Genomic DNA, 25,393 nt, shown 5'->3' with positions numbered 1-25,393 from the left:
CCAGGCGGGGGAGATGCCGCCGTGGTGCCGGATCTCGCCGAAGTCCTCGGGCCGCAGCCGGAATGTGCGGGCCCGCCGCCCCTGGGCGGACAGTGACGTGCGTCATGCCGCACACCCGGCGCTTCGGGCTACCCTGACCGACCACGAGCGGAGCGGCGCAGCTTCGCGCCGCAGCTCGCGGACCCGGCACGGGCCAGGGCGAGCACGCCCCCCGAGGATGCCGCCATGTCCGCCGATCTCACACCCGTCATAGCCGCCGGCACCCGCTGGCTGCTGACCGCCTTCCCACCCGCCCCGGGCGCGTACAGCCGCGCCCTCGCCGAGGCCCAGGCCCGGCAGGCCGTCACCCTGGCCGCCGCCCTGCGGTACCCCACCCCGCTCGACGTACAGCTCCTGCACCTCCTCGGCCCGGGCGGAAGCGCCCGGCTGGACTGGCTGACCGGCGCGGATCACGGCGCCGACGCCGACGCCGACTGGCGGACCTGGGTGGACGAAACCGCCGTCAGCTGGGCCGCTTGCTTCCTCGCCTCCCCCGCCCTCGCCGTCGACGCCCACCACCTCGTCGATCCCAGCCAGGCAGGTGACGTCCTCCGTCTCACCCGGCCCGGCGACCACGAGAATGACGCCGCGCCCCTGCTGCGCCACCCCGACCTGCTCGAACCGGTCGCGGCCCTCCACCGCACGCTGCTGCTGGACCTGCTGGACCACGAGAACGCCGCCCTGGGCTAGGTCAGCTGCTGTGGCCGCGTCAGGGATCGTGTCGAGCGTGCGCGCCGGTGAGGAAGTCCGCGATGCGCAACCCCCAGGCCCGTACGTCGGCGCGGGTGGGTGAGAAGTGGAGTTCGGCCCCGGGCAGGCAGTCGGCCAGGGCGGCCGCCGTGGACACGGGATGGCCGGGATCGTCCACCCAGGTCATGATCAAGGCCGGGCAGCGGAGGGCGGCGAGCGCGGCCGGCGGGGGCAGGTCGGAGCGGGCCAGGCCGCGCAGGACGGCAGGCAGGATCGGCTCCGGCGGTGTGGGCCGGAACTCGGGGACATCCGCGACGACGGCGGGACGGTGGGCCTGCTCCCGGCCGGCGAGCCAGCCGTCCGCGCCTTCCCGCTCGATGGTGTCGGCGGCGGTCCGATTGGCCCGTGCATACGCCTCCCGGGTCGCCCAGGCGGTCGGCGGGAGGAGCAGCACCAGCCGGGAGAAGCGGTCCGGCGCCCGGACGGCGGCGTGCAGACAGGTGCCGCAGCCCATCGACGTGCCGATCGCGTCGACGGGCTGCGCGGCACCCAGGTGGTCGAGCAGGCCGAGGAGGTCGTCGGCGAGTGAGGCGTAGGTGTAGTCCTCATCGACGGGCCGGCCGGTGGAGCGGCCGTGCGCGCGTGCGTCGTAGCGGACCAGGCGACGGCCCGCCCGGAGGACCGGCGCCCAGTCGAAAAGGTCCATGCGCTGCTCGACGGCCTGGCTGACGAAGCCGCCGTGCGCGTACACCGCCAAGGGTCCCGTGCCGGTTTCGTCGTACACCAGCTCGGCCCCGCGATGGCGGAACCGGCCCTCCACGACCGGCCACATTTCAGGCGGCCCCATGGTGAAGCGTCTTTCCGCCCGTCCGGTTTCCACACCTCGGGGATCGCCGCATTCCTCTCCGCCCGATGTGAACCACCGCATCGTCCCCGCTCCTGAAGGCGGCCGCGGCATCCCTCGCGCGGCCCTGGCCGCCTACGGTCCGGGAACGCCGGGTGCGCGCGTCAGTGGGGGACGCTGACGATGACCTCGCGGGCGCACTGGCGGAGACGACACTCCCTCGGCCAGCCGGGTGCTGATGCGGTAGCGCATGTCGCCGGCTGCCCGGCGGATCTCCTCGGGCTGCGCTTCGTCCTCGAGCACCCCCAGGAGCACCATCAGTGCCCGCGCCTCGTCGGCGCTGATCAGCTTCAGGCGCGGCTCCGTGACGCCGTCGAGCAGTGCGTCCAGCAGGTCCAGTACGTCGTCCATGCCCACACCAACGCCCGACGCCCCGGCCACGTCACCCCGGCGTACGGCCCAGCCCGGGTGCAGGCGGAATTGTCGCTCGGGAGCGGGGGGCGGGCACCCCGGGGCCGGGGCGGTCGGTCGGCGAGCACTTCAGGGGAGTGATCGGCGACGATCCGTCCTCGATGCGCGTCCGGCCTGCGAAACGGGAGGTGAGCCCGCGGTCGGCTTCACCCGGTCATCGCCGACGACGACCACTTCGTACGGGTCACGGGAGCGGCTCCTGGCCGGCCTCCCGCATACCCTGGGCACGCGCCGCTCAGAGGGTCAGGGGCAGTTGCCGGAACAGCCGGTTCTCCAGGGCATCGGTCAGGTACGCAACGCCGTCGGTGTACCCGGAACCGTGCGCGTCGCCGAGCATGCGCGCGGCGAGGCCGCGATGGGCCGACTTCCACCGCTGATGCCTGCTCTCCAGCCGGCCGAGCGCGGCGTCGAGGCGGCCCCACGCCGCCCCGCCGGGCCCTCCTGCGCGGCGGAGGTCGAGGTAGGCGCGGGTGACGGTGTCGTGGCCGGGGTCCTGCGCCTCGGCCCGGACGGCGGGAACGCTCGTGAAGGCCGCCGAGTGCAGGCGCGGAGCGGGCGGCACGCCACAGAGGCTCTCGAATCGTTTGTACTGCTCGGACTGGATGGCGCTGGCGCCCTGGGTGTATTGGCGGAAGGTGGAGAAGTGCTCCGCCCGCATCGTGGCGACGGTACGGAACAGTCCGGCGGCTCGCTCGAACATCGCGACCGCGTCGTCTATTCGATCGGCACATTTGTCCGGACGCCGTTCCCGGAGGGCGGAGACGGCCGATTTCACATGCTCCGCGATCGCGGTGAAGAGCATTTCATGGCATTGGAGGACACGGATGAAGAAGTACTCGTCATGCAGTACGTAGACCGGTTGGACGGTCACGTCGAACCACGACCAGGCGTCCGCCTCCGGCAGCCGCGGCAGGCACTCTGCGAGTTCCTCCAGCCGGGACCGCGAAGTGCCGTCCAGGCGTGACGGCAGGTCTACGGCCTGGGGTCCGCCGACACCCTGGGCCACGAACCGCAAGGCGTGCCGCAGCCGCGTTCGCACCGTCTCCACGTCCGGCCGGCCCCGGCCCGGGCCCTCACGCGAACCGCCCGCCGCCCCGATCTCGAAGCGGACCACGTCGGCCATGAGCAAGGTGGACATCCGCTCCGCGCTCGTCGCGGGATTCCTTTCGTCCAGGAGGAGCTCGAGAACCGGCAGCGAAAGGTAGGTGCGATTCCAGAAACGGTCTTCGTGTTTATCCAGAACACAATCGAGAAAGGCATGGAGAAACGGGAGCCTCGCAGCATCACGATGGCGTATTGCGCTCAGGCGCATCAGCATGCGTTTCGGCAGGAAATGCTTTCCCGTCCGCCGCACGTGGCCGTTGACGGACCGGGCCAGGGCGAGACCGTCGGATTCCACCGGCACCTGGTCGGCGGCCGTCCAGCGTCTCTCCGACCGGAGCGTCGACGCGCACCGCGTGTCCTGAGGAGCCATCGCCACTCACCTCTCCCGTGCCCGTGCCTGTGCCGTGCCGGCGCTGTGCGGCGGTGGCACCGACCTCCACCAGACAGCACGGAGGGACCGCGGGTCATGTCTCGGGAATTCGTGTCTTGACAGCAGCGGGAGCAGCGCCCGGCAGCCCTTAGGGTGCAGTCATGCCCGACATGATCGTCCCGCTCGTCCCGCCGCAGCGGACCCTGCGGCTGGAGCCCGTCACCGCCGACAACTTCGACGCGGTGTGCGCCGTACAAGTACGCCCCGACCAGGGGCATCTGGTGTCCCCCGTGGTCAAGTCCCTGGCCGAGGCGTACGTCCACCCCGCCAGCGCCTGGCCGCGGGCCGTCGTCGACGGTGACGACGTCGTCGGCTTCGTGATGGCCTTCCACGACATCGCCTGGGACCCGGCGAGCGACCCGGGCGACCGGCGCAGCGGAATCTGGCGCCTGAACATCGACGCCGGCCGCCAGGGCAAGGGCTACGGCCGCTTCGCCGTTCACGCCGTCATCGAGGAGATCCGGCGCCGCGGCACCCACCAGCGGGCCCACGTCAGCTGGCACATCGGCCCCGGCAGCCCCGAACCCTTCTACCTCGGCCTCGGGTTCACCCCCACCGGCGAACTCAGCGGTGGCCAGCGCGTCGGCGTACTCACCCTCGACGCGACCGCACCGCAGGCGGGCTGAGGACGACCGTGCCGCCGGGTCCCGGCGCCAGTTCGGCGTCGGACCCGGTCCCGGACGCGCCCGCACGGTACGCCTGCGGGCTCATCCCCCGGACCCGCTTGAACGCCGCGGACAGTGCGAACGCGCTGCCGTACCCGACCCGGCGGGCCACCCTCTCGACCGTGGCATCGGGCTCGCGCAGCATGTCCGCCGCCAACGCCAGCCGCCAGCCCGTCAGATAGCCGACCGGCGGCTCCCCCATCACTTCCCTGAACCGGCGTGCCAACGACGCCCGTGACACCCCCACCCGTACGGCCAGCTCCTCCACGGTCCACCCGTGCGCCGGGCTCTCGTGCAGCAGCCGCAGCGCCGGTCCGACCACCGGATCGCTCTGGGCCCGGAACCAGGCGGGCGCGCCCGAATCCGCCGCCGAGGGCCACGCGCGCAGCACCCCGATGAGCAGCAGGTCCAACAGCCGGTCCAGCACGACCTCCTGGCCCGGCTCCTCGCTCGAGATCTCGGAGGCGAGCAGGCCGATCAGCGTCGCGTCGGCCGCCTTCGCCGGTCTGACCAGGATCTTCGGCAGTGCGCCCAGCAGCCGCCGGCCGATCTCGCTCGGCGCCTGGTAGGTGCCGCTGAGCATCACCGCCGAACCGGCGTGCTGGTGCGCTGCCCCCCAGGTCCGTACGCCGAGCGCCATGGAATCGGTGACGTCCTCGCCCTCCGGCGTGCTGCACCGCTGGTCCGGCCCCACCGTCACCTGTACCGGCGTGCCCGGGGCGTCGGCCACCGTGTACGGGTCGGGCCCGCGCACCACCGCCACGTCGCCCGGGGTGATGAGCACCGGGTCGCCCCCGCCGTCGGGCAGCAGCCATGCCGAGCCTCGCACCATCGTCGCCACCGACAGCGGAGCCCGGTCCTCGATCCGCATGGCCCAGGGCGGGTTCAGGACGGACTTGAGGAGGAAGGCACCGCGGGCCTGGGGGCCTTCGAGCAGACCGGTCAACATGTCCATGCGTACATCTTCTCCGCGGGCGGGGGCGGCGTGTGCTCAGGAGGACGGGGCGTCCCACACCCCGGTGGCCGCGGCCTCCCGTGCGAAGTCCGCGAAGTCCCTGGGTGCCCGGCCGAGGACCTCCTCGACCCCGTGCACCAGGTGCGCGTTGCGTCCGTCCAGGATGAGGGTGAACAACTCGGCGAAGTCCTCCGGCAGGCCGTGCTCGCGCAGCTCGGCACGGTAGGCCTCGTCCGAGACCGGAACGTAGGCGATCTCCCTGCCGGTGGCCTTCGACAGCTCGGCCGCGACGTCGGCGAAGCTCATGAGGCGCGGGCCCGACAGCTCGTACGTCCTGCCGGTGTGCCGGTCGTCGGTCAGTGCGGCCACCACCACGTCGGCGATGTCCCCGGTGTCGACGAACGCCTCGACCGCGTCCGCGGTCGGCAGGGCGATCACACCTGCCAGCACCGGCTCCAGGAAGAAGCTCTCGTCGAAGTTCTGGTTGAACCAACTCGCCCGTACGACCGTCCAGTCGGCCCCGGAGGCCTTCAGCTTCTCCTCGCTGAGCTGCGCGGCCTTCTCGCCCCGGCCGGACAGCAGCACGAGCCGGCGTGCGCCGGCGGCGACCGCCGCCTCGGCGAAGGCTCCCACCTGCTCGGGGGCGCCGGGGAAGGCGAGGTCGGGATAGTAGGTCACGTACACCCGGTCGACGCCCTCGAGGGCCGGAAGCCAGGTGCCGGGCTCGTTCCAGTCGAAGGCCGGCTCCCCGCTGCGGGAGCCGATCCGGACGGCCCGGCCCCGGGCGGTCAGCTTCTCGGCGACCTTGCGGCCGGTCTTGCCGTTGCCCCCGATGACGAGGGTGACGGCTTGGTCGTTGGTCCGGTCGGTGGTCTGCGTCTCGTTCTTCGTCGTCTTCGTCATGACCTCAGTCAAGTCGAGCGGGACGAGACGCAACATAGCCGAAACACTCATCCGCATACGCGAGCGTCCAGCCCTGCCCCGTCGTCCGGAGACGGTCCGCCCGGCGGCCGAGGCCGCCTACCGCCGGCTCCCTCATGGCCAACGTCCACGTCACCGTCCGGGCCATCCGCGTCGAGGGGGACCGCGTCACCGTGCGGGCCGTCTGCTCCGGCCGTCTCAAGGGCGCGCCCAAGCCGTACGCCGTGCCGATGACCACCGTCCTCGACCTCGACGCCCGCCATCGCAACAGCCGGGGGACGGCCTCGGGCAGGCCCTCGCAGAAACCGTGGCCCTCACCGCCCGCCACGCCTCTGATGGCAGCACACTGGTGGGCATGGACGCCGGCGAGTACTGACGGGCGATCGTCGGCGCTCGCGGACCATGTCCGACGGCTCAAGTCGACCAAGGGGGACGGATCATGCGTGTCGGGGTGTATCTCGCCCATCCGCGTGCGGGCAGTTTCAACCATTCGGTGTTCGACGCCGTCGTGGACGAGCTGCGGGGGCGGGGGTGTCAGGTGGTGGCGCACGATCTGTGCGCCGAAGGATTTCCGCCGGTGCTGTCCGCCGAGGAGACGGGCACCGTCTCCTCCGCCCCGAGCGCCGACGATGCTCACGTGGCCCTGCACCGGCGGGAGGTGGCCGCGCTGGATGCCGTGGTGTTCGTCCACCCGAACTGGTGGGGCATGCCGCCGGCCGTCCTGACGGGCTGGGTGCAGCGCGTCCTGGTGCCCGGCGTCGCCTACAAGCTGGGCAGCGCGGACGGGGAGCCCGCGGGGCTGCTGAGGGCCGGCCGGGCGCTCGTGCTGAACACCTCCGACACCCCGGGCGAACGTGAGGAGAACGAGTTCGGTGACCCCCTGCAGCGGATCTGGGCGGCGTGCGTGCTGCCGTACGTGGGAGTGGCCGACGTGCGGCGGGTCGTCTTCCGCACCGTCACCGACTCGACCGACGAGACGCGCCTGAACTGGCTCCGGCAGGCCCGTCGGGAGGCCGCCGCGCTGACGACCTGACCGCTGTCAGGCCGCCGGTACGGTGACGGTGGGGGTGTTCCAGCCGGAGACCCTCAGCCGCGGGGCCGATCCGCGCAGATCCGCCGTCCGGTACGTCGCCGTCAGGGTGGCCGACTCCCCCGGCCACAGGCTGACCTGGTTGTCGTTCCACCGCACGGGGAGCACTGGTTCTCCCGACGGCCGCACGAGGTGGACGTCCGTGAGCAGCGCCGGAGTGGCGCCGGTGCCCGCCCGGCGCAGGGTCACGGTCGTCGTGGACGTCCCCGACGCCGCATCCGCCGTCGTCGACGCCGCCGCCGTGACCGCCGTGACCGCCATGGAGTCCAGCCCGCGCAGGTCGGCGTAGGACGTGGTGGGCGTGTGGAACCAGTCGCTGCGCTCGTAGTCGAGGACGTCCGCGACGGTGGACAGCCAGTAGACGTTGCGGCTCACCTCCCGTCCTGCGGCGTCGGTGAGCAGCAGCCTGGCCAGGTAGGTGGTGGGCAGGCCGGGTACCGACTCGGGGAGCGTCAGCGCGGTGCTGCTCGCGCCGCCGCCCGCGACGCTCAGGCCGGTCACCGTCCGGTCGTACTTCTCCGTGCCGTCGGGGGCGAAGAGCGTCACCTGGGCCGTCAGCCCGGAGGCCGGTGCCGGCCGGTTGTTGACGACCGCCACGGAGTGGTCGTCGTACCCGTACTGCACGTGCAGGGGCTCGTTCGCCTTCTTCGCGCCGAAGTAGGCACCGCCCTGGTCGAGGTAGCGGTCCACCAGCTGCCAGTGGAGCGAGGTCCAGCCGCTGTTGAACATCCAGTAGATGACGCCGGTCGACGGGTCCGAGGGGTCCTTGGCGTTGCGGGCGTACGCCTCGAACTGGGCGCGCACGTTCTCGTACTGGGCGAGCTGCGCCTTGCGTACGTAGTCCTCCAGGCTCGCGGGGGCGCCGTAGCGGGCGGTGAGGGCGGTGTCGTACAGCTCGAGCGTGTCGAAGGTGGCGGACGGGGAGCGGTGGTACTGGACGGCGGCCGGGTCCTTCCACAGGGTTTCGAGCTCGGCCGGGGTCATCATGCGGCGCAGTGTGTCGAGGGTGGGGACGTCCGGGCCGGCGCTGGTCTCGGAGTTGAAGCCGCTCGCTCCGCCCTCGCGCTTGTCGTACCAGTAGCCCGGCGGGACCCAGTCGTACGGTCCGGTCATCTTCATCCCGGAGCGGCCGCTGACCGGGGAGGAGGTGTCCGACGCCGCGGGGATCACCGGGGCGTTCCAGTCGGCGGCCTTCAGCGCGTCGAGGTACCCGCGCTCGATCTCCTCGTTCGGGGCGGCGTCGCTGCCGATCAGGAAGGAGATCACACCGGGGTGGTGACGCAGGCGGGCGGCTTCGGCGGCCATGGAGGCGCGGGCGATCGAGTGGTCTGCGGCGGACCACCGCTCCCCGGCGCCGTCGCGGTTGGACTCGGCCTCCCATTTGGTGCAGCACTCCCAGCCGGGGAGGGTGAGGACGCCGTACCGGTCGGCGAGGTCGAAGAACTCGTCGGGCTCGATGTGGCCTTCCAGGCGCAGGGTGTTCAGGCCCAGGTCGAGGGCGTACTTGAGGCGGTCCTCGGCGTAGGTCGGGTCCCGGCGCAGGAACTCGTCGGGGGACCAGCCGGCCCCCTTGACGAGCAGCGGACGGCCGTTGACCTCGTACTGGCGGGCGCCGTCCGCGTTGAGGGGCGCTCGTACGTCGCGGATGCCGAAGGCCTGGTGGGCCGTGTCGGAGGGGGTGCCGGCGGTCAGGGCGGTCAGGGCGAGCTCGTACATCGGCTGACCGCCCATGTGGGCCGGCCACCACACGCGGGGCGACTTCAACCGCAGCGCGGGGTGTTCGGCGGGTGAGAAGGCGACCGTTCTGCTCTCGTGGGGTGCGAGGGTGACGCTGCGGGCGAAGGCGGCCTCGGCGTCCCGGCCCTGGCCCGGGCCCTGGCCTGGGCTCGGGCTCACCGTGCCGGACAGGGTCGTGGTGACGGTGGCGTCGGAGTCGTTGCGCAGCCGGGCCTTGACGGTCAGGTCGGCCGTGGCCATGGACGGCATGGCCAGGGCGGGGACGACGTGCGCGTCGCGCAGGGCGACCGGTCCGGCGCGGCGGACGGTGACGTCGCGGACGATGCCCATGTTCTCGTCCGGGGGCGGTTGCAGCCAGTCGAGCCAGCCCATGGTGAGGTACTTGCGCGGGTTGTTGGGCTGGATCCGGAAGGCGACCGTGTTGGTGCCGGGCCTGATGAGGGCGGTGACGTCGAACTCGTGCCGGGTGTACGCGCCGGCGACAGAACTCGTGGTGGCGATCCGGCGACCGTTGACGAAGACGTCGGCCGCGGAGATCACGCCGCTGAAGTCCAGATGGGTACGGGCGGTCGTGTCGGCGACGGTGAAGTCGGAGCGGTACCACCAGGGCACGGAGAAGTCCGCGGCGGGGATCAGCTCCTGCTGGGTGGAGTGGAACGGGTCGGGGTGGACGCCGGCTGCGAGCAGTGCCGCGAGGACGGTGGAACGGGGCCCGGCGGGGTACCAGCCGGTGGCGGTGTAGCCGGGGCTGGAGACGGTTTCGGCCGTGTCGGCGACCTTCGCGGTGGACTGGACGGCGTAGCCGGAGAGCGGGGTCTCGCTGCCGGGTTCGGCGGGCACGACGGTCGTCGCGGCCACCGTAGGTGTCGCCCCTGTGTGCCGGGCGGCGGGAGGCGCAGCGCCGGCGGTGCCCGCGGTGAGGACGAGGGCCAGGCCTGCCACGGCGAGGGCGACGGTCCTCGCGCGGCGGTGGCGGTGGGTGAGGCGGCTGAGCACGGGGCCTCCCGCGGGACGGGCCCGGGATCACGCGCGGCCGACGGCGGGCGCGGCCGATCCGTGGGGCTGCTCATCGGGGTGGGACGGCCCGCCCGTCACACGGCGGCCGGGCCGGAGGGCACCGAGTCTGCCACGGGCGCGGCCCCGCACGGCGGCGACAGCCCGGGGAGCGTGGAACCTCTTCCGGCACGTCGCCGGCTCCGCTCAGGGGAGCACGAGGGCCGGGTAGTCCTCGGTGCAGGACTCGCCGCCTGCGCCGGAGTAGGTGCACGTGCGTGCGGCGGTGTCGACGTCGTACCAAACGATGCCGGCGCTCCAGCAGCCGGGCGAGTGGGCACCCTGAGCCCTGGGGGTCGGGACTCGCTCGCCCGCCCGGGCTGATGCGGACAGCGATCCGGGCCGCAAGAATTGTTGAATGTTGCCACAATGGCCTGGAATCTTCGCTCAATTTGGTGACTTGCGCACTGATGTTTCATCATCATGACTGCACGTCAGCTTTCGACGTGCGTCGAGGAGGCGGGGGCGCCGGGGGGTCCCCCGTTCCGTACCGGCAGATGCAGCAGGCGAGTTCATCGACTCGCCGAGCCCCGCCGTGGCGGCTCCCGTCCCACTTCCGTCACCTAGGCAAAGGCCCATGTCCGCCCAGCAACTCTCGGACCTCATACGTTTCGCCCGTCACAACTCGCCCTTCTACCGGGACCTCTACGCGTCCCTGCCACCGGACGCCGGCCGTCTCACCGACCTTCCGGTGGTCGACCAGAAGTCCTTCTGGGCGGCCAACACCCTGCACGACAGCCGCGTGCTGACCGGCCCGCTCAGCGAAGCCACGGTCTACAAGACCGGCGGCACCACGGGGTCCCCCAAGTTCTCCGTCTACACCCGGGACGAGTGGCGCACCTTCGTCACCACCTTCGGGCAGGGCCTCGTGGACACGGGGTTGCGCCCGGGACACCGCGTCGCCGACCTGTTCTACGCCGGGGAGCTGTACGCCAGCTTCCTCTTCGTCCTCGACTCGCTCGCCCACGCGCCCGTGGACAACGTCCGCCTGCCCATCGGCGGAGGCGCCCCGCTGGAGTCGACGATCCCCACGCTGCGCGACCTCGCCGCCCAGGTTCTGGCCGGCACGCCCACCACCCTGTGCCGACTCGCCGAACAGGTCCTCGCGTCCGGCGTCCGGCTCGACTCCGTCGAGCTGCTCCTCTTCGGCGGCGAGGCGCTCTTCGACGACCAGCGGCGCCTGCTGGCCACGGCCTTCCCCGGCGCCGAGGCCCGTTCCGTCGGCTACGCCAGCGTCGACGCCGGCCTGCTGGGCCGTCCCGTGCCCGGCGCAGACGCCCGGGTGCACCGGGCCTTCACGCCGCACTCGGTCGTCGAGATCCTCGACGACTCCACGGACGAGCCCATCACCGAACCGGGGCGCCCCGGCCGGGTCGTCGTCACGAGCCTGTTCCGCCGCCTGATGCCGATCATCCGCTACCCCGCCGGCGACCGGGCCGAGTGGACGGGCACCGGGCCGGGGCACTTCCGGATCCTCGGACGCGCCGAGGAAGGCGTGCGCGTGGGGCCCGTATCCCTCTACACGCAGGACGCCCAGGACGCCGTGGCCTCGGCCGACACCGCCGGGGAGGTCGTCGGCATGCAGCTCGTCGTCCGCCGCTGGGAGGGCCGCGACGGGCTCGTCCTTCGGCTGGCAACCGCCCCCGGAGGCGACGAACGCGCCGAGGAACGTACCGCGGACCGGCGGGAGACCCTCGCCCGAGCCGTCGTGGCGGAGCTGGAGACCGTACGCCCGCTGTACCCCGACAGCGTGCGCGCCGGGTTCGTGCACCCCCTGTCCGTGGAGTGGGCCCGCCACCGGGACCTGGCCGTCAACCCGCGTTCGGGCAAGCTCGTCCGGGTCCTCGACGAGAGGCCGACGGCATGACCGCCCCCACCCCCGGTGTCCGGCGCACCCCGCTGATCCTGCGCAACCGCGCCTTCGCCGCCGTCTGGCTGGGTCAGGTCCTCACCCAGGCCGCCGTGCGCATGTTCCAGGTGGGCGTGTCCTGGTGGATCGTGGCCTACGCCGTGCGCGACGCCCGCGGTCTGGCCTCCGGGCTCTTCATGGCCGCCTGCACGCTGCCCGCCGTGGTGCTGGCTCCCGTGGTGGCCGGAGCCGTGGGCCGGTTCGCCCACCGCTCGGTGCTGCGGAGCGCGGCCGGCCTGGCCGCCGCCACCGCGGGCGCCCTCGCGGTGTGGGCGCACGGCGGCGGACCGCCGCTCGCCGGGGTCTACGCCGCCGCTCTGGCCCTGGCCACCTGCCAGGCGTTCTTCGACCCCTGTCTGACCACCTCGGTGCCCGAACTCGTCGACGACGCCGACATCGAGACCGCGACCGGATTCGAGCTGTCCACCCAGTCCCTGGCGGGCCTCGGAGGAGCACTCCTCGGCGCCCTGACCGTCGACCGGGCCGGTGTGGCCGGACTGGCCGCCGGCTGCGCGGCCGCGTACGCCGGGGCCGCCCTCCTCGTCGCGAGCGCGCGCTTCCGCAGCCCCGCGCCGTCCGCGGCCTGCTCGGACGCACCGCCGGCGCAGCGACCGCTGCGCCACATCCTCGGGGAACTGCCCTACGTACGGCGGATCCTGGTCTGCTTCACCGCGGCGAACCTCTTCACCGCCGCCGTGTTCGTCGTCATCCCCCTCTACACCCGCTCCGTCCTCGGAGGGGGCGGCGGCACGGTCGCCCTGCTGGAGGCCTCGCTGGGGGCGGGCGCCCTCGTCGGCGCCTTCACCGGCACCCGAGTGCCGGGGCGGCCCACGGTCGCCGGTGCCTACTGCCTGGGCCTGATGGCCCTCGCACTGGCGCTGCCCGGCCTCTTCGCGCACCGCCCGGCCGTCGCTGGCTGCCTGGCGGTGGCCGGCTGGTGTGCCGGGGCCGTCAGCGTCCGCTTCGTGGCGCTCTTCCAGCGGCTGGTGCCCACCGCCGACAAGCCCGGCTTCTTCGCCGTGATGCAGGCCGTACTGGGCGCCTCCCTGCCGGTGGCGTCCCTGGTCTTCGGCTCCGCGGGCGACCTCCTCTCCCCGCAGACGCTGTGCCTGGTGCAGGGCGCCGGCCTGCTGCCCGCCGCCTTCGCGCTGGCTCTGCTGGGCTCCCGTACGCCCGAACCGGCGCCCTCGGTGGAGCCGGCGCCCCCGGCACCCCCGGCATCCCCGGCGCCCCCGGCGCCCACGACAGAGCCGGAGACCGTGGGAGGCGCCCGGTGAACCCCGTCATCACCCCGGCCACCAGCACGGACATCGCCGAACTGCGGCAGCTCTACTACGCCGTCTACGGCCCGCACTACCCCGTCGCCCTCGGCACGGACCCGGCCGAGATGGCCCGGCTCATGGCCGACCCGCACTCCCTGTGGCTCGTAGCCCGCTGCCCCGTCACCGGAGCCCTGGCCGCGTCCGCCGCCATCCACGGCGAGGCCGGCAGCCGCATCGCCCGGCTGGAGGGCATCGCCGTGCACCCCGAGCACCGCTCGGCGGGGCTGGCCGCCGCCCTGACCGAGGCGCTCTGCGCCGAGATGCTGGACACCGGCCGGCTGGACTCTGTGTATGCGACCGTCCGCACCGTCGGCTCCGGTCCGCAGCGGGTCGTCGCGCGCAACGGCTTCCGTCCGCTCGGCATCCTGCCCAACGCGGTGGACCTCAGCAGCCGCGAGAGCCTCGCGCTCTACGCGCGTCACTCCCCCGGTGTGCTCGACCGCAGGGTGCCCGTCGCCGAAGTGCCGGCCGTGCTCATGCCGTTGCTGCGCACGGCCGGAGCGGCCCTCGGCATCGGCTACCCGGGGGTGCGGGCCGCCTCCGGCCGGCCACCGGCGACGCCCGCGCCGCAAGGGACCCCCGAACAGTTGGAGTTGATCGAGGCTCCGGCGTTCGTGCGCCGCCGCTTCCGCGAGCGCTTCCCGGGCGCGGAGGGCTGGTTCTACCCGCTGCACACCCCCAACGTGCTGCTCACGCCGGAAGACGGCCGGTTCGAGGTCTACGCCTACCTCAACCGCGCCGGCGGCTACTGCTCCCTGCTGTCCGCCCATCCCGACCCGGCCGCCGCGGCCGCCCACCTCGAACCCGTCACCCGGGCCCTCGCCCGCGCGGGCGCCGGCTACGTGGAGGCCCTGGTGCCGCTCGCCCACCAGGAGGCCCTCTCCGCCTTCCTGGCCCATGGGTTCGTCGCCGGAGCCCTCTACCCGGCGATGCGCGCGGACGGCGACGGCTTCCACGACTACGCCGTCCTGTCCCGCTCCAGCGAGCGGATCGACTTCCGCGGCGTCGCCGTCGAACCGCCCCTCCAGCCCTACCTGGACTGTTACGCGTCGGCCTGGGCGTCGGCGCACCTGCCCACACCATCCGAGGTTGCCCCATGAACCGCATGAACCCCCATCTCGCGCCGGTCGCCGTCCCCGACCCGACCCTCCTGCCGCACGTACAACAGCTGTGCGACCTGACCGACCCCTATGCCCACGGGCCCGCGGTGGACGAGCTGTTCGCCGCCGCCATGGCGGAGACCAACGCCTGGCACACGGAACGCTCCCCGTTCTTCCGCTCCCTGTACGAGGCCACTCCCCCGGCGGAGCCGTACCGTACGCCGCTCGTCCACGCGAACTTCTTCAAGCGCCACGAGGTGCTCTCCGTCCCGCGTGAGGACGTCGAGCTGCACCTGACCTCCTCCGGCACCACCGGCCAGAAGTCGCAGATGTTCTTCGACCACTGGACCATCCGCTCCGCCCAGCGCATGGTCGCCCGGATCTTCGAGCGCAACGGCTGGATCACCCCGGACCAGGAGGTCAACTACCTCCTCTACAGCTACGAGCCGGCCCCGTCCCTGAACCTGGGCACCGCCTTCACCGACAACTACCTGTGTGATTTCGCCCCGGCGCGCAGTGTCGAGTACGCGCTGCGCAACACCGGCGGCGACCACGAGTTCGACCCCTTCGGCTGCGTCGCCGCGCTGCGCCGCTTCGAACGGGAGGACGCCCCGGTCCGCATCCTCGGCTTCCCCGCCTTCCTCTTCTTCACCCTGGAGCGGATGCGGGCCATGGGGATGGCGCCGCTGCGCCTGCCCGAGGGCTCGCTGGTCGTCCTCGGCGGCGGCTGGAAGGGCCACGCCGACCGGCGCATCGAGAAGGAGGAGCTCTACGCACGCGTCACCGAGCAGCTCGGCATCCCGGGTGAGCGGATCCGGGACACCTTCGGGTCGGTGGAGCACTGCATCCCGTACATCGAGTGCGACCACCACCGGCTGCACGCCCCCGTCTGGTCGCGGGTGACGATCCGCTCCACCCGGACCCTCGAGCCCCTGCCGTACGGGGAGCGCGGCTACCTGCACCTCGTGTCGCCGTACATCACCTCGGTGCCGGCGCAGAGCGTGGTCATGGGCGACCTCGCCTCGCTCCGGCCGGGCGAGGCCTGCGGGTGCGAGCTGGAGACCCCCTGGTTCACCGTCCACGGCCGTGCCGGGGTGAGCCGCAACCGGAGCTGCGCCGTGGCCGCGGCGGAACTGATGAAGGGAATGGCGTGACCATGAGCGTGCACCACCACTACTGGCAGGGTTCCTTCATCGGCGACGAGGAGGCGGGGCGACGCCTCGCGGAGCTGCCGGCCGCCGTCGAGGCCGCGCTGGCGACGGACCTGGAGACCGAGACCGTCCTGGCCGCCTGCGACGCCCTCGCCGGCGCGCTGTGCGACCCGGCCCACCCCGTACACGGCCGGCTCGCCGCGCACCTTCCGGAGGGCGAGGACCCGGCGGTGCTGGCCGAGCTCGGCACCCTCCTCGGCCGGCGCGAGCTGACCCGCAAGCTGCGCCGGGAGCTGGGCGGCGCGGCTCCGGGCCGGCTGAACCGGGCCGATCCGCGCGAAACGGTCTACGAGGCGTGGGCGCCGGTCGGCCTGGTCGCCCACATCGCCCCGGGCAACGCGGCGACGGTGGCACCGCTGAGCATCGTCGAGGGCCTGCTCGCGGGCAACGTCAACATCCTCAGGACGAGCAGCGCCGACACCCTGCTCACCCAGCACCTGATGGCCGAGCTGGCGGCCCTGGACCCCAGTGGCGCGCTGGCCGCGCGAATCGTCGTCCTGCGGTTCCCGTCGTCCCGGCAGGAGTGGCTGCGCCTGATGTGCGCGCCCGCGGACGCCGTCGCCGTGTGGGGCGGGGAAGGCGCCGTGGAGGGCGTGGCCGCCCATGTGCCGGCCGGCTGCCGGCTGGTGGAGTGGGGGCACCGGATCTCCTTCGCGTACCTGACGCGTGACGCCTGGTCGGATGCCGTGACGCTGGGGGCGCTCGCGGACGACGTGTGCCTGCACGAGCAGCAGGCCTGTTCCAGCCCCCAGGTGGTGTACCTAGACACCGAGGACGAGGCTGAGGTGTTCGCCTTCGCCGAGCGGTTCGCCGCCGTGCTCGCGGCCCGGCCGCCGGCGGTGGGCGCCGTGTCCGCGCTCGGCCCGGATCCGGCACAGGAGGCGGAGCTGACGACCACCGAGCTGGTGGCCCGGCTGGAGGAACACCTCGGTCTCACCCGGGTGTTCACCGCGCCCGACGGCTCGTGGCGGGTCATGGCCGACACCCGGTCCCCGCTCACCGCCTCGCCGCTGCACCGCAGCGTCTGGGTCAAGCCTCTGCCGCGGAAGCGGATGATCGCCACCCTGCGCCCGATGCGCCGCTACCTGCAGACGGCGGGCCTCGCGGGCAGCCGGACCGACATCGCCGAGCTGTCGCGCACGGCGCTGGCCGCCGGCGTCACCCGTGTGACGCCCGTCGGGGCCATGCTGGAGAGCTACGCGGGTGAGCCGCACGACGGCGTGTACGCCCTCCAGCGCTACAGCCGCCGCGTCGCGGTCCAGGCCGACCCCGCGCTCTTCGCCACCACCGCCTGCCTGGACGACCTGGCCAGGCGCGTGGTCCTGCCGCCGCCCGCGGGCCCGTTGCTGGGCAAGGAGGACGTGCAGGAGCCGGGCCGCCGGGTGGCGCGCGCCGATGCCGAGCTGTACTTCCGCAGTGGCGGCAGCACCGGCGCGCCCGCGCTGTCGGTCTTCAGCTACGACGACTACGACACGCAGATGCACGCCGCCGCCCGCGGCCTGCTCGCGGCCGGCTACGACCCGGTCGGGGACCGCACGGCCAACCTGTTCTACTGCGGCGCCATGTACGGCAGCTTCATCAGCTTCTTCTCCGTACTGGAGCGGCTCGGCGGGGTGCAGCTGCCGCTGTCGGCCGGCCCCGACCACCGGGCCACGGCTCAGGCGCTGATCGACCACGGGGCCGACACCCTGTTCGGGATGCCCTCCTACCTGTGGCAGCTGCTGCATGCGGAGGCGGATGCCCTGCGTGCGTACGGCGGGCTGCGCAAGGTGTTCTACGGCGGCGAGCACTTCACGGCGGAGCAGCAGCGGACGCTGAAGGACACCTTCGGCATCGAGGTGATCCGCTCGATCACCTACGGCAGCACGGACCTCGGCCCGTTGGGCTACCAGTGCACGGAGAGTTCCGGCGGCGTCCACCACCTGCACGCCGACCTGCACACCATGGAGGTCCTGGACCTGGCCGAGGACCGGCCGGTGGCGCCGGGCGAGACGGGCCGGCTGGTCTTCACCACGCACGCCCGGCGCGGCCAGGACCTGGGCCGGTACGTCATCGGCGACCTCGGCAGGGAGGTCCCGGGCCGCTGTCCGTGCGGCCGGCACGCGCCTCGCTTCGAACTGCGGGGCCGCACGGGTGACGTGATGCGGGTGGCGACGTACTTCCTCAACCACCGGCGGTTCCTGGACCTGGCCGGGAAACCCGGGGGGCACCGGGGCGAGCTGCAGATCCGGCTCGACGCCACGGACGCGCGCGAGCGGCTGACCGTACGGGTGGAACGCGGCGCGGCGACGGATCCGGAGCGGCTGCGGGACGTCTTCCTGGCGGGATACCCGGAGCTGCGGTCGGCGGTGGCGGAGCGGCTGCTGGACCTGGTGGTGGAGGCCGTCGACGGCGCCTCGCTGGACCGCAGCCCGACCAGCGGCAAGCTCCTCGCGGTGGTGGACGCCCGCCGATAGCGGTACGTCGTAGGGCGCCCGGCCGGCGGTCCCCGGCCTTCCGGGCCGCCCGCCGGTGCCGGGGCGGGTCGTTTCACCAGCCCCGGCTGCCGGGCTCCCCCTTGAAGGGGCCGGTGATCTCGTGCGTGATCCACCCGCCGTAGAAGCCGCCCTGCTGGGCCCGCACCGGCTCTCCGTCCACCGTGCAGGCCTCCACCCGGTCGGCGCGGAACGCGAGATGGCCGGCGATCGGCGCGTAGGCCGGGCGAGGCGTCTCGTAGCTCCACGCGATGTCGGGCCCGGGCGGGAGGCCGGGCTCCGGGCCGAGGGTCCAGTAGGTGGCCGTGCCCTTCCACTCGCACACGCTCCGGTTCGCCGAGGCGCGGAGGAGGTCCGTGCGCACATCGGCCCGCGGAACGTAGAAGACCGGCGGATGGCTGGTCTCCAGCACGCGCAGGCAGTGGCGGGAGTCGGCCAGGACCACGCCCGCGTGCCGTACCAGCACGTGCCGTGCGTCGGGCTCGATCCGGGGCGGGCGCGGATAGTCCCACACCGATTCGGTCCTGGGCGGTTCCGCGTCGTGCGTGCTCATTGGGCCTCCCGTGGGTGCGGTCCTCGTCCGGCGGGCGGATCCGCCACGTCGCCTCCGACGCGGACAAGGAAGACCTCGTCGGGGAAGCACCAGGCCCAGTCCTCGTCCGCTGCGAGCGACACGGCGACCGGGTGCCCGCTCTCCACATGGTGACCGTAGGCGTGGCGGCCCCTGGAGCTGTCGCAGCATCCGACGTACCCGCAGGTCACGCATTGGCGCAGCCTCACCCGGGGCAGCCCGCGCACCAGGCACCCCTGGCACGCGGCGGGCGATGCGGCCGGGGCCGGCCTCCAGTCCTCCAGGAGGTCGAGATGCGCGCAGGCGCGTCCGTCCGGACGCCCCGCGTCGGGCGCGACCTGCCACTTCTCCGGTCCTCCCATCGGGCCTCCGCTCCGCTGCCGGACCGCGTCCGCCGCTCGCGGACGCCTCGTCTCGCCCCTTCTTCGGCCCGGGCGGGCCGAACGGATGCAGCGCCGAGCGCCACCCGAAGCGCCCGGACTCCCGGGCGTCCGGGAGGGACCCGTTAGGGCCCGGTGCCTTTCGACCGCTCCCGCGCGGCCGAGCCCGGCATGCCCGGCCTCGGCGATCGCCGTAGCCTTTGTCCCGTGCGCCACACCACCGCGGCCGCGGCCGTGACGACCGCTCTCTGCGCGGCCGCACTGGCCTGTTCCACGCAGGCCGCTCCACCGCGGGCGCCGGTCGGGCCGCCCGAGCCGCCGGCCCGGTTCACCGCACGGGTGACGCCCGTGCCACAGGAGAAGCTGGGCGCCTCCTACCGGGTGGGCTGCCCGGTTCCGCCGGAGCGGCTGCGACTGATCCGGATGAACCACCGGGGCTTCGACGGCCGCACCCACATGGGCGAGATGGTCGTCAACGAGAACGCCGTCCGCCCCGTCCTCCACGTCTTCGAGCGGGCCTTCGAGGCCCGGTTCCCGATCCGCCGTATGCGCGTGATGGCCGAGTACCGCGACGACGCGTCGGCCATGGCCGACGACAACACCTCGGCCTTCAACTGCCGCCCGGTCACCGGCGATCCCCGGCGCCTGTCACAGCACGCGTGGGGCGACGCCGTCGACATCAACCCCGTCGAGAATCCGTACGTCGACATCCGCGGGGTCGTCCACCCGCCGAACGCCCGCGCCCACCTGCGACGCTCCCCGGTGCGCCCGGGGCAGATCCACCGGGACGACGCGGTCTCCGCCGCCTTCCGCGAGGTGGGCTGGCAATGGGGCGGCCGCTGGGCCAACCGGGACTACCAGCATTTCTCCGCCAACGGCGAGTGAGCACCGGGCCCGCCGCGCGGGTGACACCGGCGTGTACACGACGGCCACTCCCCCAGCGACCCCTAAAGTCACGATTTGAGATGATTCGTCCTGTTTAGGGGATTCGCGTTGCGCCGACTCGCCGTTGCTCTCGCCTGCGTGACCGCCCTCTCCTGCGGCGCCCTCGTCGGCCCGCAGGCCGTATCGGCCCAGACGGCGGCCGCGGCGGGCGCCGGCCGGGGCACGAACATCCTGGTCGTGGGCATCGACAGCCGCGCGGGGCTCTCGACCGCCGAGAAGAACCGGCTCCACGTGGGCGGGAAAGGGTGCAACTGCACCGACGTCATGATGCTCGTGCACCTGTCCGAGGACGGGCACCGGGCGAGCGTCGTCTCCATCCCGCGCGACTCCTACGTCGAATACGCCGGTACCGCCGTCCCCGCGCGCAGCGGCAAGATCAACGGTGCGTTCGCCCTCGGCGGCGGCCCGCTCACGGTCGCCACCGTCGAGAAGGCCACCGGACTCCACGTCGACCACTACCTGGAGACCGGTTTCACCGGATTCGAGCGGACCGTGGACAACCTCGGCGGCGCGACCGTGTGCACGGACCGGCCGCTGACGGACGAGAACTCCGGCCTGGACATCGGGGCCGGCCGGCACCACACCGACGGCAACCGGACACTGCGCTACGTCCGGGCCCGGCACGTCAACCTCCGGCCCGGCGACCTGGGCCGCGTCCGCCGACAGCAGCGCGTGGTCAACGACCTGCTGGCCCGCCTCACCGTCGAGGGAGCCCTGGCCAGCCCGCTGCGCACGGCGCGGACCGTCCGCACCCTGCTGAAGACCGTGCGCACCGGCGAACGGACGGGCCCGGCCGACCTGATCCGCATCGGCTGGGCGCTCGGCCGGCTGCGCGCGGACCGGACCGAGTTCGCCACGGTACCGATCCGGCTCTTCGACCACCGCGTGCCGGGCGTGGGGTCCACCCTCGTGTGGCACGAGGCCCGGTCCGCCGCGTTGTGGGAGGCCCTGGGCGCGGACCGTCCGATCACCGGCGACACGCGGATCCAGCCCGTCCCCGAGATTCCGGCAGCGACCGACCCCGCGGCCATCGCGGTCCGTGTGGACGACGCCACCGTGGCCGCGGCCCTGAGCCGGAACGGCTTCGTCGTCACCGACACCTCCCCGACCGCGCCGCTCGCGCGACCTGCGGGCCCGCCCGTCATCCGGTACGCCCCGGGCCAGAAGGAGCACGCGGCGACCCTCGCAGCCGCGCTGCCCGGCTCCCGGCTGGAGGCCGTTCCCGGCCACGACGCGCTCTTCGACGTCACCGTCGGCACGGAACCCGTGCCGGTCAAGACGGTCACCTACGACCGCAACATCGCCGACGGCGCTCCCGTGACCGGCGACAGCCTGCGCTGCGCCGAGCCACCGGCAGCGGCGCCGGCGGGACGGTCGTGACGCGGGCTCGGGAGAGGGGTGCCGGCCCCGATGTGCGGGGCCGGACCCCGGGTGACGGTGGGGTCAAGGAGCACCCCTGCTGCGGGCGGTGCAGCGCCGGTGCGTGAGCGCTCCCCCTTCCGCCCCCGGCCCCAACGGGACGTGCAGGTGACGGTGTTGTCCGTACTGAGGCCCTTCGGTGGGAGGTGCACGCACGGGCACGAGAGGAGCGGCGATGCCCCACCGGGACGATGAGACCCACGTCGTACGGGCCACGCGCGCCCACGGCCGACGGCGCTGCGGGCGCTCACCCGGCAGGGTCCGGCCCGGCCGGCCGGGGGCCCTTCTGGCGCTCGCCCTGACCGCCGCCCTCGCCGCGGCCGTCGCCGGCGCCGTCCTGCCCCACGGCCTGCTCCTCGCGGCCGGCCTGATCGCGGCCGCGGTGGCGGTGATCCGCTCGGGCGCGCCCGGCCGGGACCGTGAACGGCTGCCGTGAGACGGGACGGCGGCGGAGGTTCCTGCGGACACGACCTGGGGATTGTGCGCACAGTGGCGTCGGCCGCCCCGCCGGCGGGGACCCGCGGACACGCCGTAGGGGTGTCTCGCCGATCATGCCGGGCTCGCTCCGTCTGGCGCCGCTCCCCTGTCCGGCCCGATCGACCATTGGCCCGCCCGCCGGGCGGCCCAGTAGCTGGTGGCGATCTTCGTACCGGTGGTGACCAGCGCGAGCGCGAGGGCGGGCAGCAGGACGGGCGGGATGCTCGCCGGGTCGGTGTGCAGGCCGAAGAACACGAAGAACACGGCGGCGAACAGGTCGCGCAACGGGCTGAGCAGCGTGTGGGTGCCCTCGGCGACCTCTCCGGACAGGGCGATCCCGACCAGGAACGCCCCTACGGCGGCGGAGACCTGGAGCTGCTGGGCGATGCCCGCCACGAGCAGCGTCAGACCGAGGACGACGAGCAGCAGCTTCTCCGGATCGTCGCTGGAGACGAAGCGGGAGATGAGCCGGCCGTAACGGACGGCGACGAACAGCCTGCGCGACCGCCCGGAGCTCACGCGCTACGCCATCCGCGTCGGCCTCATCGAACCCTGACCGCCCCGTCCTCACGCGACGGAGGCCCGGTACGGGTCCGTGGGAACGGTCCCCGCTTCGTCGAAGAGCCGCTCCAGCGCCTCGTGCCCGTGGCGCCTGCGGAACTCGATCTCGGCGCTCGTCACCGGCAGCGTCCACAGCACCCGGACGTGCCCTCCGGGCACCCGACAGTGTTCGAGCTCGGGTCCGTACGGATACGGAAGGCTGACGAGCAGGTGGTCACAGCTCGAACCCGGCGTCCACGGCTCACCGATGGGCATGCTGTGCCCCAGGCCGAGCCGGTGACCCCCGCAGTGGTAGTACGCGATCATCGCCATGAGGTCGATGAACCGCCGGTCGCGGACGCCGGCGGTCATGACGAACTCCGGGCCGTGGCCGTCCTCCTGCGCCGCGGCCCAGCATCCGGCGGTGACGTAGGCCCAGGCGCCGCCGCGCGGGCCGGGCCCCACGACGAGGACCCGTAGGCCGGGGACGACGTCCCGGCGTTCGGGACCGAGGTCCGGGTCGACGGCCTCGACGGGGTGGCCCTCGAAGTAGGTCCGGACATGGGCCTCGACGGCGTCGACGGCCGACAGCCTCGCTTCGCTCACCGCGTGATCATCCCAGACACGGGGGCTCCGGGGGTTCCGGCGGCTCCGGGGTGGGTCCCTGAGGTGGGGTCAGGGTGTGTTCGGGGTCGGGTCGGGGGGAACCCCGTCGAAGGGGGCGGAGCGGACGGACAGACTCGGGTAAGTCGATCACCGCCTTCCCGTTGGAGTGTTTCCCGTGCGCCGTTCCTCCGCGCTGTTCCTGACCGCCGCCGTGGCCTTCGGGGTCGTCGCCCCCTTGCCGGCCGCGACCGCCGCCACCGCCAGGACCGGTGCCACCAGTGCATCGGGCGGTCTGGACCGGGCGGCGCTGCGCGAGGCGATCACCATACGCCCGGACGACCACGCCTCAGGTGTCGTGGCCGAGGTGCACAAGAACGGGCAGGCGTGGCGGGGCACTTCCGGCGATGTCGTCACTGGCAAACACATCAGCCCCGACGCACACTTCCGTATCGGCAGCATCACCAAACCCATGGAGGCGGTGATCCTCCTCCAGTTGTCCGCCGAGGGGCGGATAGACCTGGACCAGAGCGTCCAGCACTACCTGCCCGGGCTGCTTCCGGAGGACCGGTTCAAGGAGCCGGTCAGCGTACGGCAGTTGCTCAACCACACCAGCGGCCTGCCCCATGACTTCGAGGGTGCCCCCGGGGCCTCCCCGGACGAGGAGATCGAGCGCCGCCACGACTACCTCACCTTCGACGAGGTGATCCGGCAGACCCTCCGCCCCGAGGGCAGGCCGGCTCCTGGTCCGCATTTCAGCCCCGGCACCCGGCAGGAGTACAACTCCTTCGGCTACCGCGTCGCCGGCAAGCTCATCGAGGAGATCACCGGGAACCCGTACCAGGACGAGGTGACCACCCGCATCCTGAAGCCGCTGAAGATGTCGCAGACCAGGCCCGTCGCGCCGGGGCGCAGCAGGCCCGTGCCCCGGCCGTACCTGCCCGGCTACCTGTCGCAGGGCGACGGCACCCCCGTGGACGTGAACGTGCAGGGCGGGCTTCCCGCCAGCATGACGTCCACCACGGGCGACCTGGACCGCTTCATCTCCGGCCTGTTCGACGGCCGTCTGCTGCGTCCGGCACAGGCCGCCGAGCTGTTCACCGTGCCGAAGGGCGCCGACGGCAAGCCGCTCCCGTACGCCGACGGCTCCAACTGCAACACCGGCCCCGGCAGGGGCACCGCCTGCTACAGCGTCGGCCTCATGTCCGTGCCGCTGCCCGACGGCACGGTCCTGTGGGGCAAGACGGGCTCCGATCCGGGCTACCGCAGCGGCGTCTTCGCGTCCCGCGACCTCAGCCGTCGCGCGGTGTACTCGACGGGGACCTCGGGCGCTCCCGTCGACGGAGCCCCGCCAGTGTCCCTGCGGCTGTCACGCGCCGCCTTCGGCAACTGACGGGTCGGGGGGTGGGCGCTTCCACCACGGGGAGGGCCCACCGCACCCCCAACCCGACTGCTGTGCCGGACCGTTCGCATCTCACGCCTGGCTCTCCCGACCTGAGACACCACGCAAAGAGCCCCACAACAGCACGAACGCCTCCCCGTTCTCATAAGAAAGTACCTGCCGACTGGTTTTCTTTCAGGTCACCCGATTACATTGACGGCACACCCCAGCGGACACCGTGCCGAAAGCGACCCGGGAGGACGACCCACGTGGCGAGGGCCAGACAGGAACGGGCCGAGATCACCCGCCAGGCCATCCTCGACGGTGCGGCCATCGCGTTCGACGACTCCGGGTTCGAGGGCACGAGCCTCAGCGAGGTCGTCAAGCACGCCGGAGTCACCAAGGGAGCGCTCTACTTTCACTTCCCGTCCAAGCAGGCACTCGCCCGTACGCTGATGGACGAACAGTTCCAGGTCTCGGAGCACCTTCCGGCGATCGAGAACCCGGGGCTGCAGACCGTCATCGACCTGACCCACCAGATGGCCCACGGGTTGCGCACCAACGTCCGCATCCGTGCCGGCATCCGCCTGGTCATCGAGTTCGGTTCCTTCACCAGCCCGGACCCCACCCCCTACGACGTCTGGATCGACACCTGCCGCAGCTGTCTGACACCGGCCCAGCGAGTCGGTGACATCCACCCCACGCTCGACGTCGACGCGCTCTCGGCCCTCCTGGTCGGCGCGTTCACGGGTATCCAGGTCACCTCGCACGTCCGCACCCGCCGCCAGGACCTCCACACCCGCGTCACGGACCTGTGGAACTTCCTCCTGCCCACCATCGTCCCCGCGAGCCGAATCACCCGGTTCCACCCCACGGGCACACCCCGGTCGCACGGCTCCCCCACCGACTGACCGCGCCACACCGCACCGCACCGCACCGCACCAGGACGGCCTCGCACACGCCGTGGCGAACCACGGGGGTGCTCGCCACGGCGTGCCCGAGACCGCCCTGCCGGAATCCACCACCGGCTCGTCCTACTGGGGCGACCGACCGACCGACGTC

The 25,393-nt window shown here is 72.9% G+C and carries 22 protein-coding genes and 1 pseudogene; 13 read left to right on the top strand and 10 right to left on the bottom strand.

The window, feature by feature from the left end; genetic code table 11:
• Positions 1-225: 225 nt before the first annotated feature.
• Entirely contained in the window at positions 226-729 is a 504-nt protein-coding gene (locus AB0F82_RS31335; protein WP_362633567.1) for a hypothetical protein, read from the top strand.
• A 19-nt stretch (positions 730-748) separates the two neighbouring features.
• On the opposite strand, the gene AB0F82_RS31330 is transcribed toward AB0F82_RS31335, so the two are convergent.
• The 3 genes from AB0F82_RS31330 to AB0F82_RS31320 form a co-directional block, all read right to left on the bottom strand.
• Positions 749-1,576: an alpha/beta fold hydrolase gene (locus AB0F82_RS31330; RefSeq protein ID WP_362633564.1), complete on the bottom strand. Its 828-nt coding sequence runs from the start codon at positions 1,574-1,576 to the stop codon at positions 749-751.
• A gap of 132 nt (positions 1,577-1,708) precedes the next feature.
• A complete protein-coding gene (locus AB0F82_RS31325) occupies positions 1,709-1,984 on the bottom strand; it encodes a hypothetical protein (protein WP_362633562.1) in 276 nt (91 codons plus the stop codon).
• A gap of 295 nt (positions 1,985-2,279) precedes the next feature.
• Positions 2,280-3,518: a tryptophan 2,3-dioxygenase family protein gene (locus AB0F82_RS31320; RefSeq protein ID WP_362633559.1), complete on the bottom strand. Its 1,239-nt coding sequence runs from the start codon at positions 3,516-3,518 to the stop codon at positions 2,280-2,282.
• A gap of 170 nt (positions 3,519-3,688) precedes the next feature.
• Between AB0F82_RS31320 and AB0F82_RS31315 the strand changes: the two genes are divergently transcribed.
• Positions 3,689-4,204, top strand: a complete 516-nt coding sequence (locus AB0F82_RS31315; RefSeq protein ID WP_362633581.1) for a GNAT family N-acetyltransferase — start codon at positions 3,689-3,691, stop codon at positions 4,202-4,204.
• Here the strand turns inward: AB0F82_RS31315 and AB0F82_RS31310 are convergent.
• Positions 4,170-5,198, bottom strand: coding sequence for an AraC family transcriptional regulator (locus AB0F82_RS31310; RefSeq protein ID WP_362633557.1), 1,029 nt, complete (start codon positions 5,196-5,198; stop codon positions 4,170-4,172). The genes AB0F82_RS31315 and AB0F82_RS31310 overlap by 35 nt on opposite strands.
• Positions 5,199-5,234: 36 nt before the next feature.
• Positions 5,235-6,101 (bottom strand): NAD(P)H-binding protein, encoded by an 867-nt coding sequence (locus AB0F82_RS31305; RefSeq protein ID WP_362633555.1) that lies wholly within the window; start codon positions 6,099-6,101, stop codon positions 5,235-5,237.
• Positions 6,102-6,558: 457 nt separating this feature from the next.
• Here AB0F82_RS31305 and AB0F82_RS31300 point away from each other — a divergent pair, with 457 nt between their 5' ends.
• Entirely contained in the window at positions 6,559-7,152 is a 594-nt protein-coding gene (locus AB0F82_RS31300; protein WP_362633552.1) for an NAD(P)H-dependent oxidoreductase, read from the top strand.
• A gap of 6 nt (positions 7,153-7,158) precedes the next feature.
• Here AB0F82_RS31300 and AB0F82_RS31295 read toward each other — a convergent pair whose 3' ends face one another.
• Entirely contained in the window at positions 7,159-9,942 is a 2,784-nt protein-coding gene (locus tag AB0F82_RS31295) for a glycoside hydrolase family 2 protein (protein ID WP_362633549.1), read from the bottom strand.
• A gap of 634 nt (positions 9,943-10,576) precedes the next feature.
• On the opposite strand from AB0F82_RS31295, the gene AB0F82_RS31290 reads away from it, so the two are divergent.
• From AB0F82_RS31290 to AB0F82_RS31270, 5 genes are read left to right on the top strand one after another with little or no spacing between them, the layout of a single operon-like run.
• Positions 10,577-11,866, top strand: coding sequence for a phenylacetate--CoA ligase family protein (locus AB0F82_RS31290; RefSeq protein WP_362633546.1), 1,290 nt, complete (start codon positions 10,577-10,579; stop codon positions 11,864-11,866).
• Complete coding sequence (locus AB0F82_RS31285; RefSeq protein WP_362633544.1) at positions 11,863-13,185, top strand: MFS transporter; 1,323 nt, start codon at positions 11,863-11,865, stop codon at positions 13,183-13,185. Before AB0F82_RS31290 ends, AB0F82_RS31285 begins: the two co-directional genes overlap by 4 nt.
• Positions 13,182-14,330, top strand: a complete 1,149-nt coding sequence (locus AB0F82_RS31280; RefSeq protein WP_362633541.1) for a GNAT family N-acetyltransferase — start codon at positions 13,182-13,184, stop codon at positions 14,328-14,330. Before AB0F82_RS31285 ends, AB0F82_RS31280 begins: the two co-directional genes overlap by 4 nt.
• 5 nt (positions 14,331-14,335) lie before the next feature.
• Positions 14,336-15,484, top strand: a complete 1,149-nt coding sequence (locus AB0F82_RS31275) for an acyl-protein synthase (RefSeq protein WP_362633578.1) — start codon at positions 14,336-14,338, stop codon at positions 15,482-15,484.
• A gap of 2 nt (positions 15,485-15,486) precedes the next feature.
• Positions 15,487-17,997: an acyl-CoA reductase gene (locus AB0F82_RS31270; RefSeq protein WP_362633575.1), complete on the top strand. Its 2,511-nt coding sequence runs from the start codon at positions 15,487-15,489 to the stop codon at positions 17,995-17,997.
• A 73-nt stretch (positions 17,998-18,070) separates the two neighbouring features.
• Here the strand turns inward: AB0F82_RS31270 and AB0F82_RS31265 are convergent, their stop codons facing one another.
• Entirely contained in the window at positions 18,071-18,568 is a 498-nt protein-coding gene (locus AB0F82_RS31265; RefSeq protein WP_362633538.1) for a DUF427 domain-containing protein, read from the bottom strand.
• The gene (locus AB0F82_RS31260; RefSeq protein ID WP_362633535.1) at positions 18,565-18,948 is read right to left on the bottom strand and encodes a UBP-type zinc finger domain-containing protein; all 384 of its coding nucleotides are present in this window, start codon (positions 18,946-18,948) and stop codon (positions 18,565-18,567) included. Before AB0F82_RS31260 ends, AB0F82_RS31265 begins: the two co-directional genes overlap by 4 nt.
• A 225-nt stretch (positions 18,949-19,173) precedes the next feature.
• Here AB0F82_RS31260 and AB0F82_RS31255 point away from each other — a divergent pair, with 225 nt between their 5' ends.
• The 3 genes from AB0F82_RS31255 to AB0F82_RS31245 all read left to right on the top strand — a co-directional run bounded on the left by AB0F82_RS31255 (position 19,174) and on the right by AB0F82_RS31245 (position 21,766).
• Positions 19,174-19,851 carry a M15 family metallopeptidase gene (locus AB0F82_RS31255; RefSeq protein WP_362633532.1) on the top strand — a complete coding sequence of 226 codons (678 nt, stop codon included), beginning with the start codon at positions 19,174-19,176 and terminating at the stop codon, positions 19,849-19,851.
• 138 nt (positions 19,852-19,989) lie between these two features.
• A complete protein-coding gene (locus AB0F82_RS31250; RefSeq protein WP_362633529.1) occupies positions 19,990-21,291 on the top strand; it encodes an LCP family protein in 1,302 nt (433 codons plus the stop codon).
• A gap of 214 nt (positions 21,292-21,505) precedes the next feature.
• Positions 21,506-21,766, top strand: a complete 261-nt coding sequence (locus tag AB0F82_RS31245) for a hypothetical protein (protein WP_362633526.1) — start codon at positions 21,506-21,508, stop codon at positions 21,764-21,766.
• Between the two features lie 170 nt (positions 21,767-21,936).
• Here AB0F82_RS31245 and AB0F82_RS31240 read toward each other — a convergent pair.
• Both AB0F82_RS31240 and AB0F82_RS31235 read right to left on the bottom strand, forming a co-directional pair.
• Positions 21,937-22,302 (bottom strand): annotated as a pseudogene (locus AB0F82_RS31240) (cation:proton antiporter domain-containing protein); the annotation flags it as partial.
• A gap of 72 nt (positions 22,303-22,374) precedes the next feature.
• Positions 22,375-22,953, bottom strand: a complete 579-nt coding sequence (locus AB0F82_RS31235) for a suppressor of fused domain protein (RefSeq protein ID WP_362633523.1) — start codon at positions 22,951-22,953, stop codon at positions 22,375-22,377.
• 175 nt (positions 22,954-23,128) lie between these two features.
• Between AB0F82_RS31235 and AB0F82_RS31230 the strand changes: the two genes are divergently transcribed.
• Together AB0F82_RS31230 and AB0F82_RS31225 are read left to right on the top strand one after the other, a co-directional pair.
• Positions 23,129-24,343, top strand: coding sequence for a serine hydrolase domain-containing protein (locus AB0F82_RS31230; protein WP_362633520.1), 1,215 nt, complete (start codon positions 23,129-23,131; stop codon positions 24,341-24,343).
• Positions 24,344-24,600: 257 nt separating this feature from the next.
• Positions 24,601-25,242, top strand: a complete 642-nt coding sequence (locus AB0F82_RS31225) for a ScbR family autoregulator-binding transcription factor (protein WP_362633517.1) — start codon at positions 24,601-24,603, stop codon at positions 25,240-25,242.
• The last annotated feature ends 151 nt before the right edge of the window (positions 25,243-25,393 follow it).

This window comes from Streptomyces virginiae (assembly GCF_040638905.1).
GTDB classification, from domain to species: Bacteria; Actinomycetota; Actinomycetes; order Streptomycetales; family Streptomycetaceae; genus Streptomyces; species Streptomyces virginiae_B.
The sequence above is the reverse complement of the archived record's forward strand: the minus strand, read 5'-3'. Positions and strand labels throughout refer to the sequence as shown.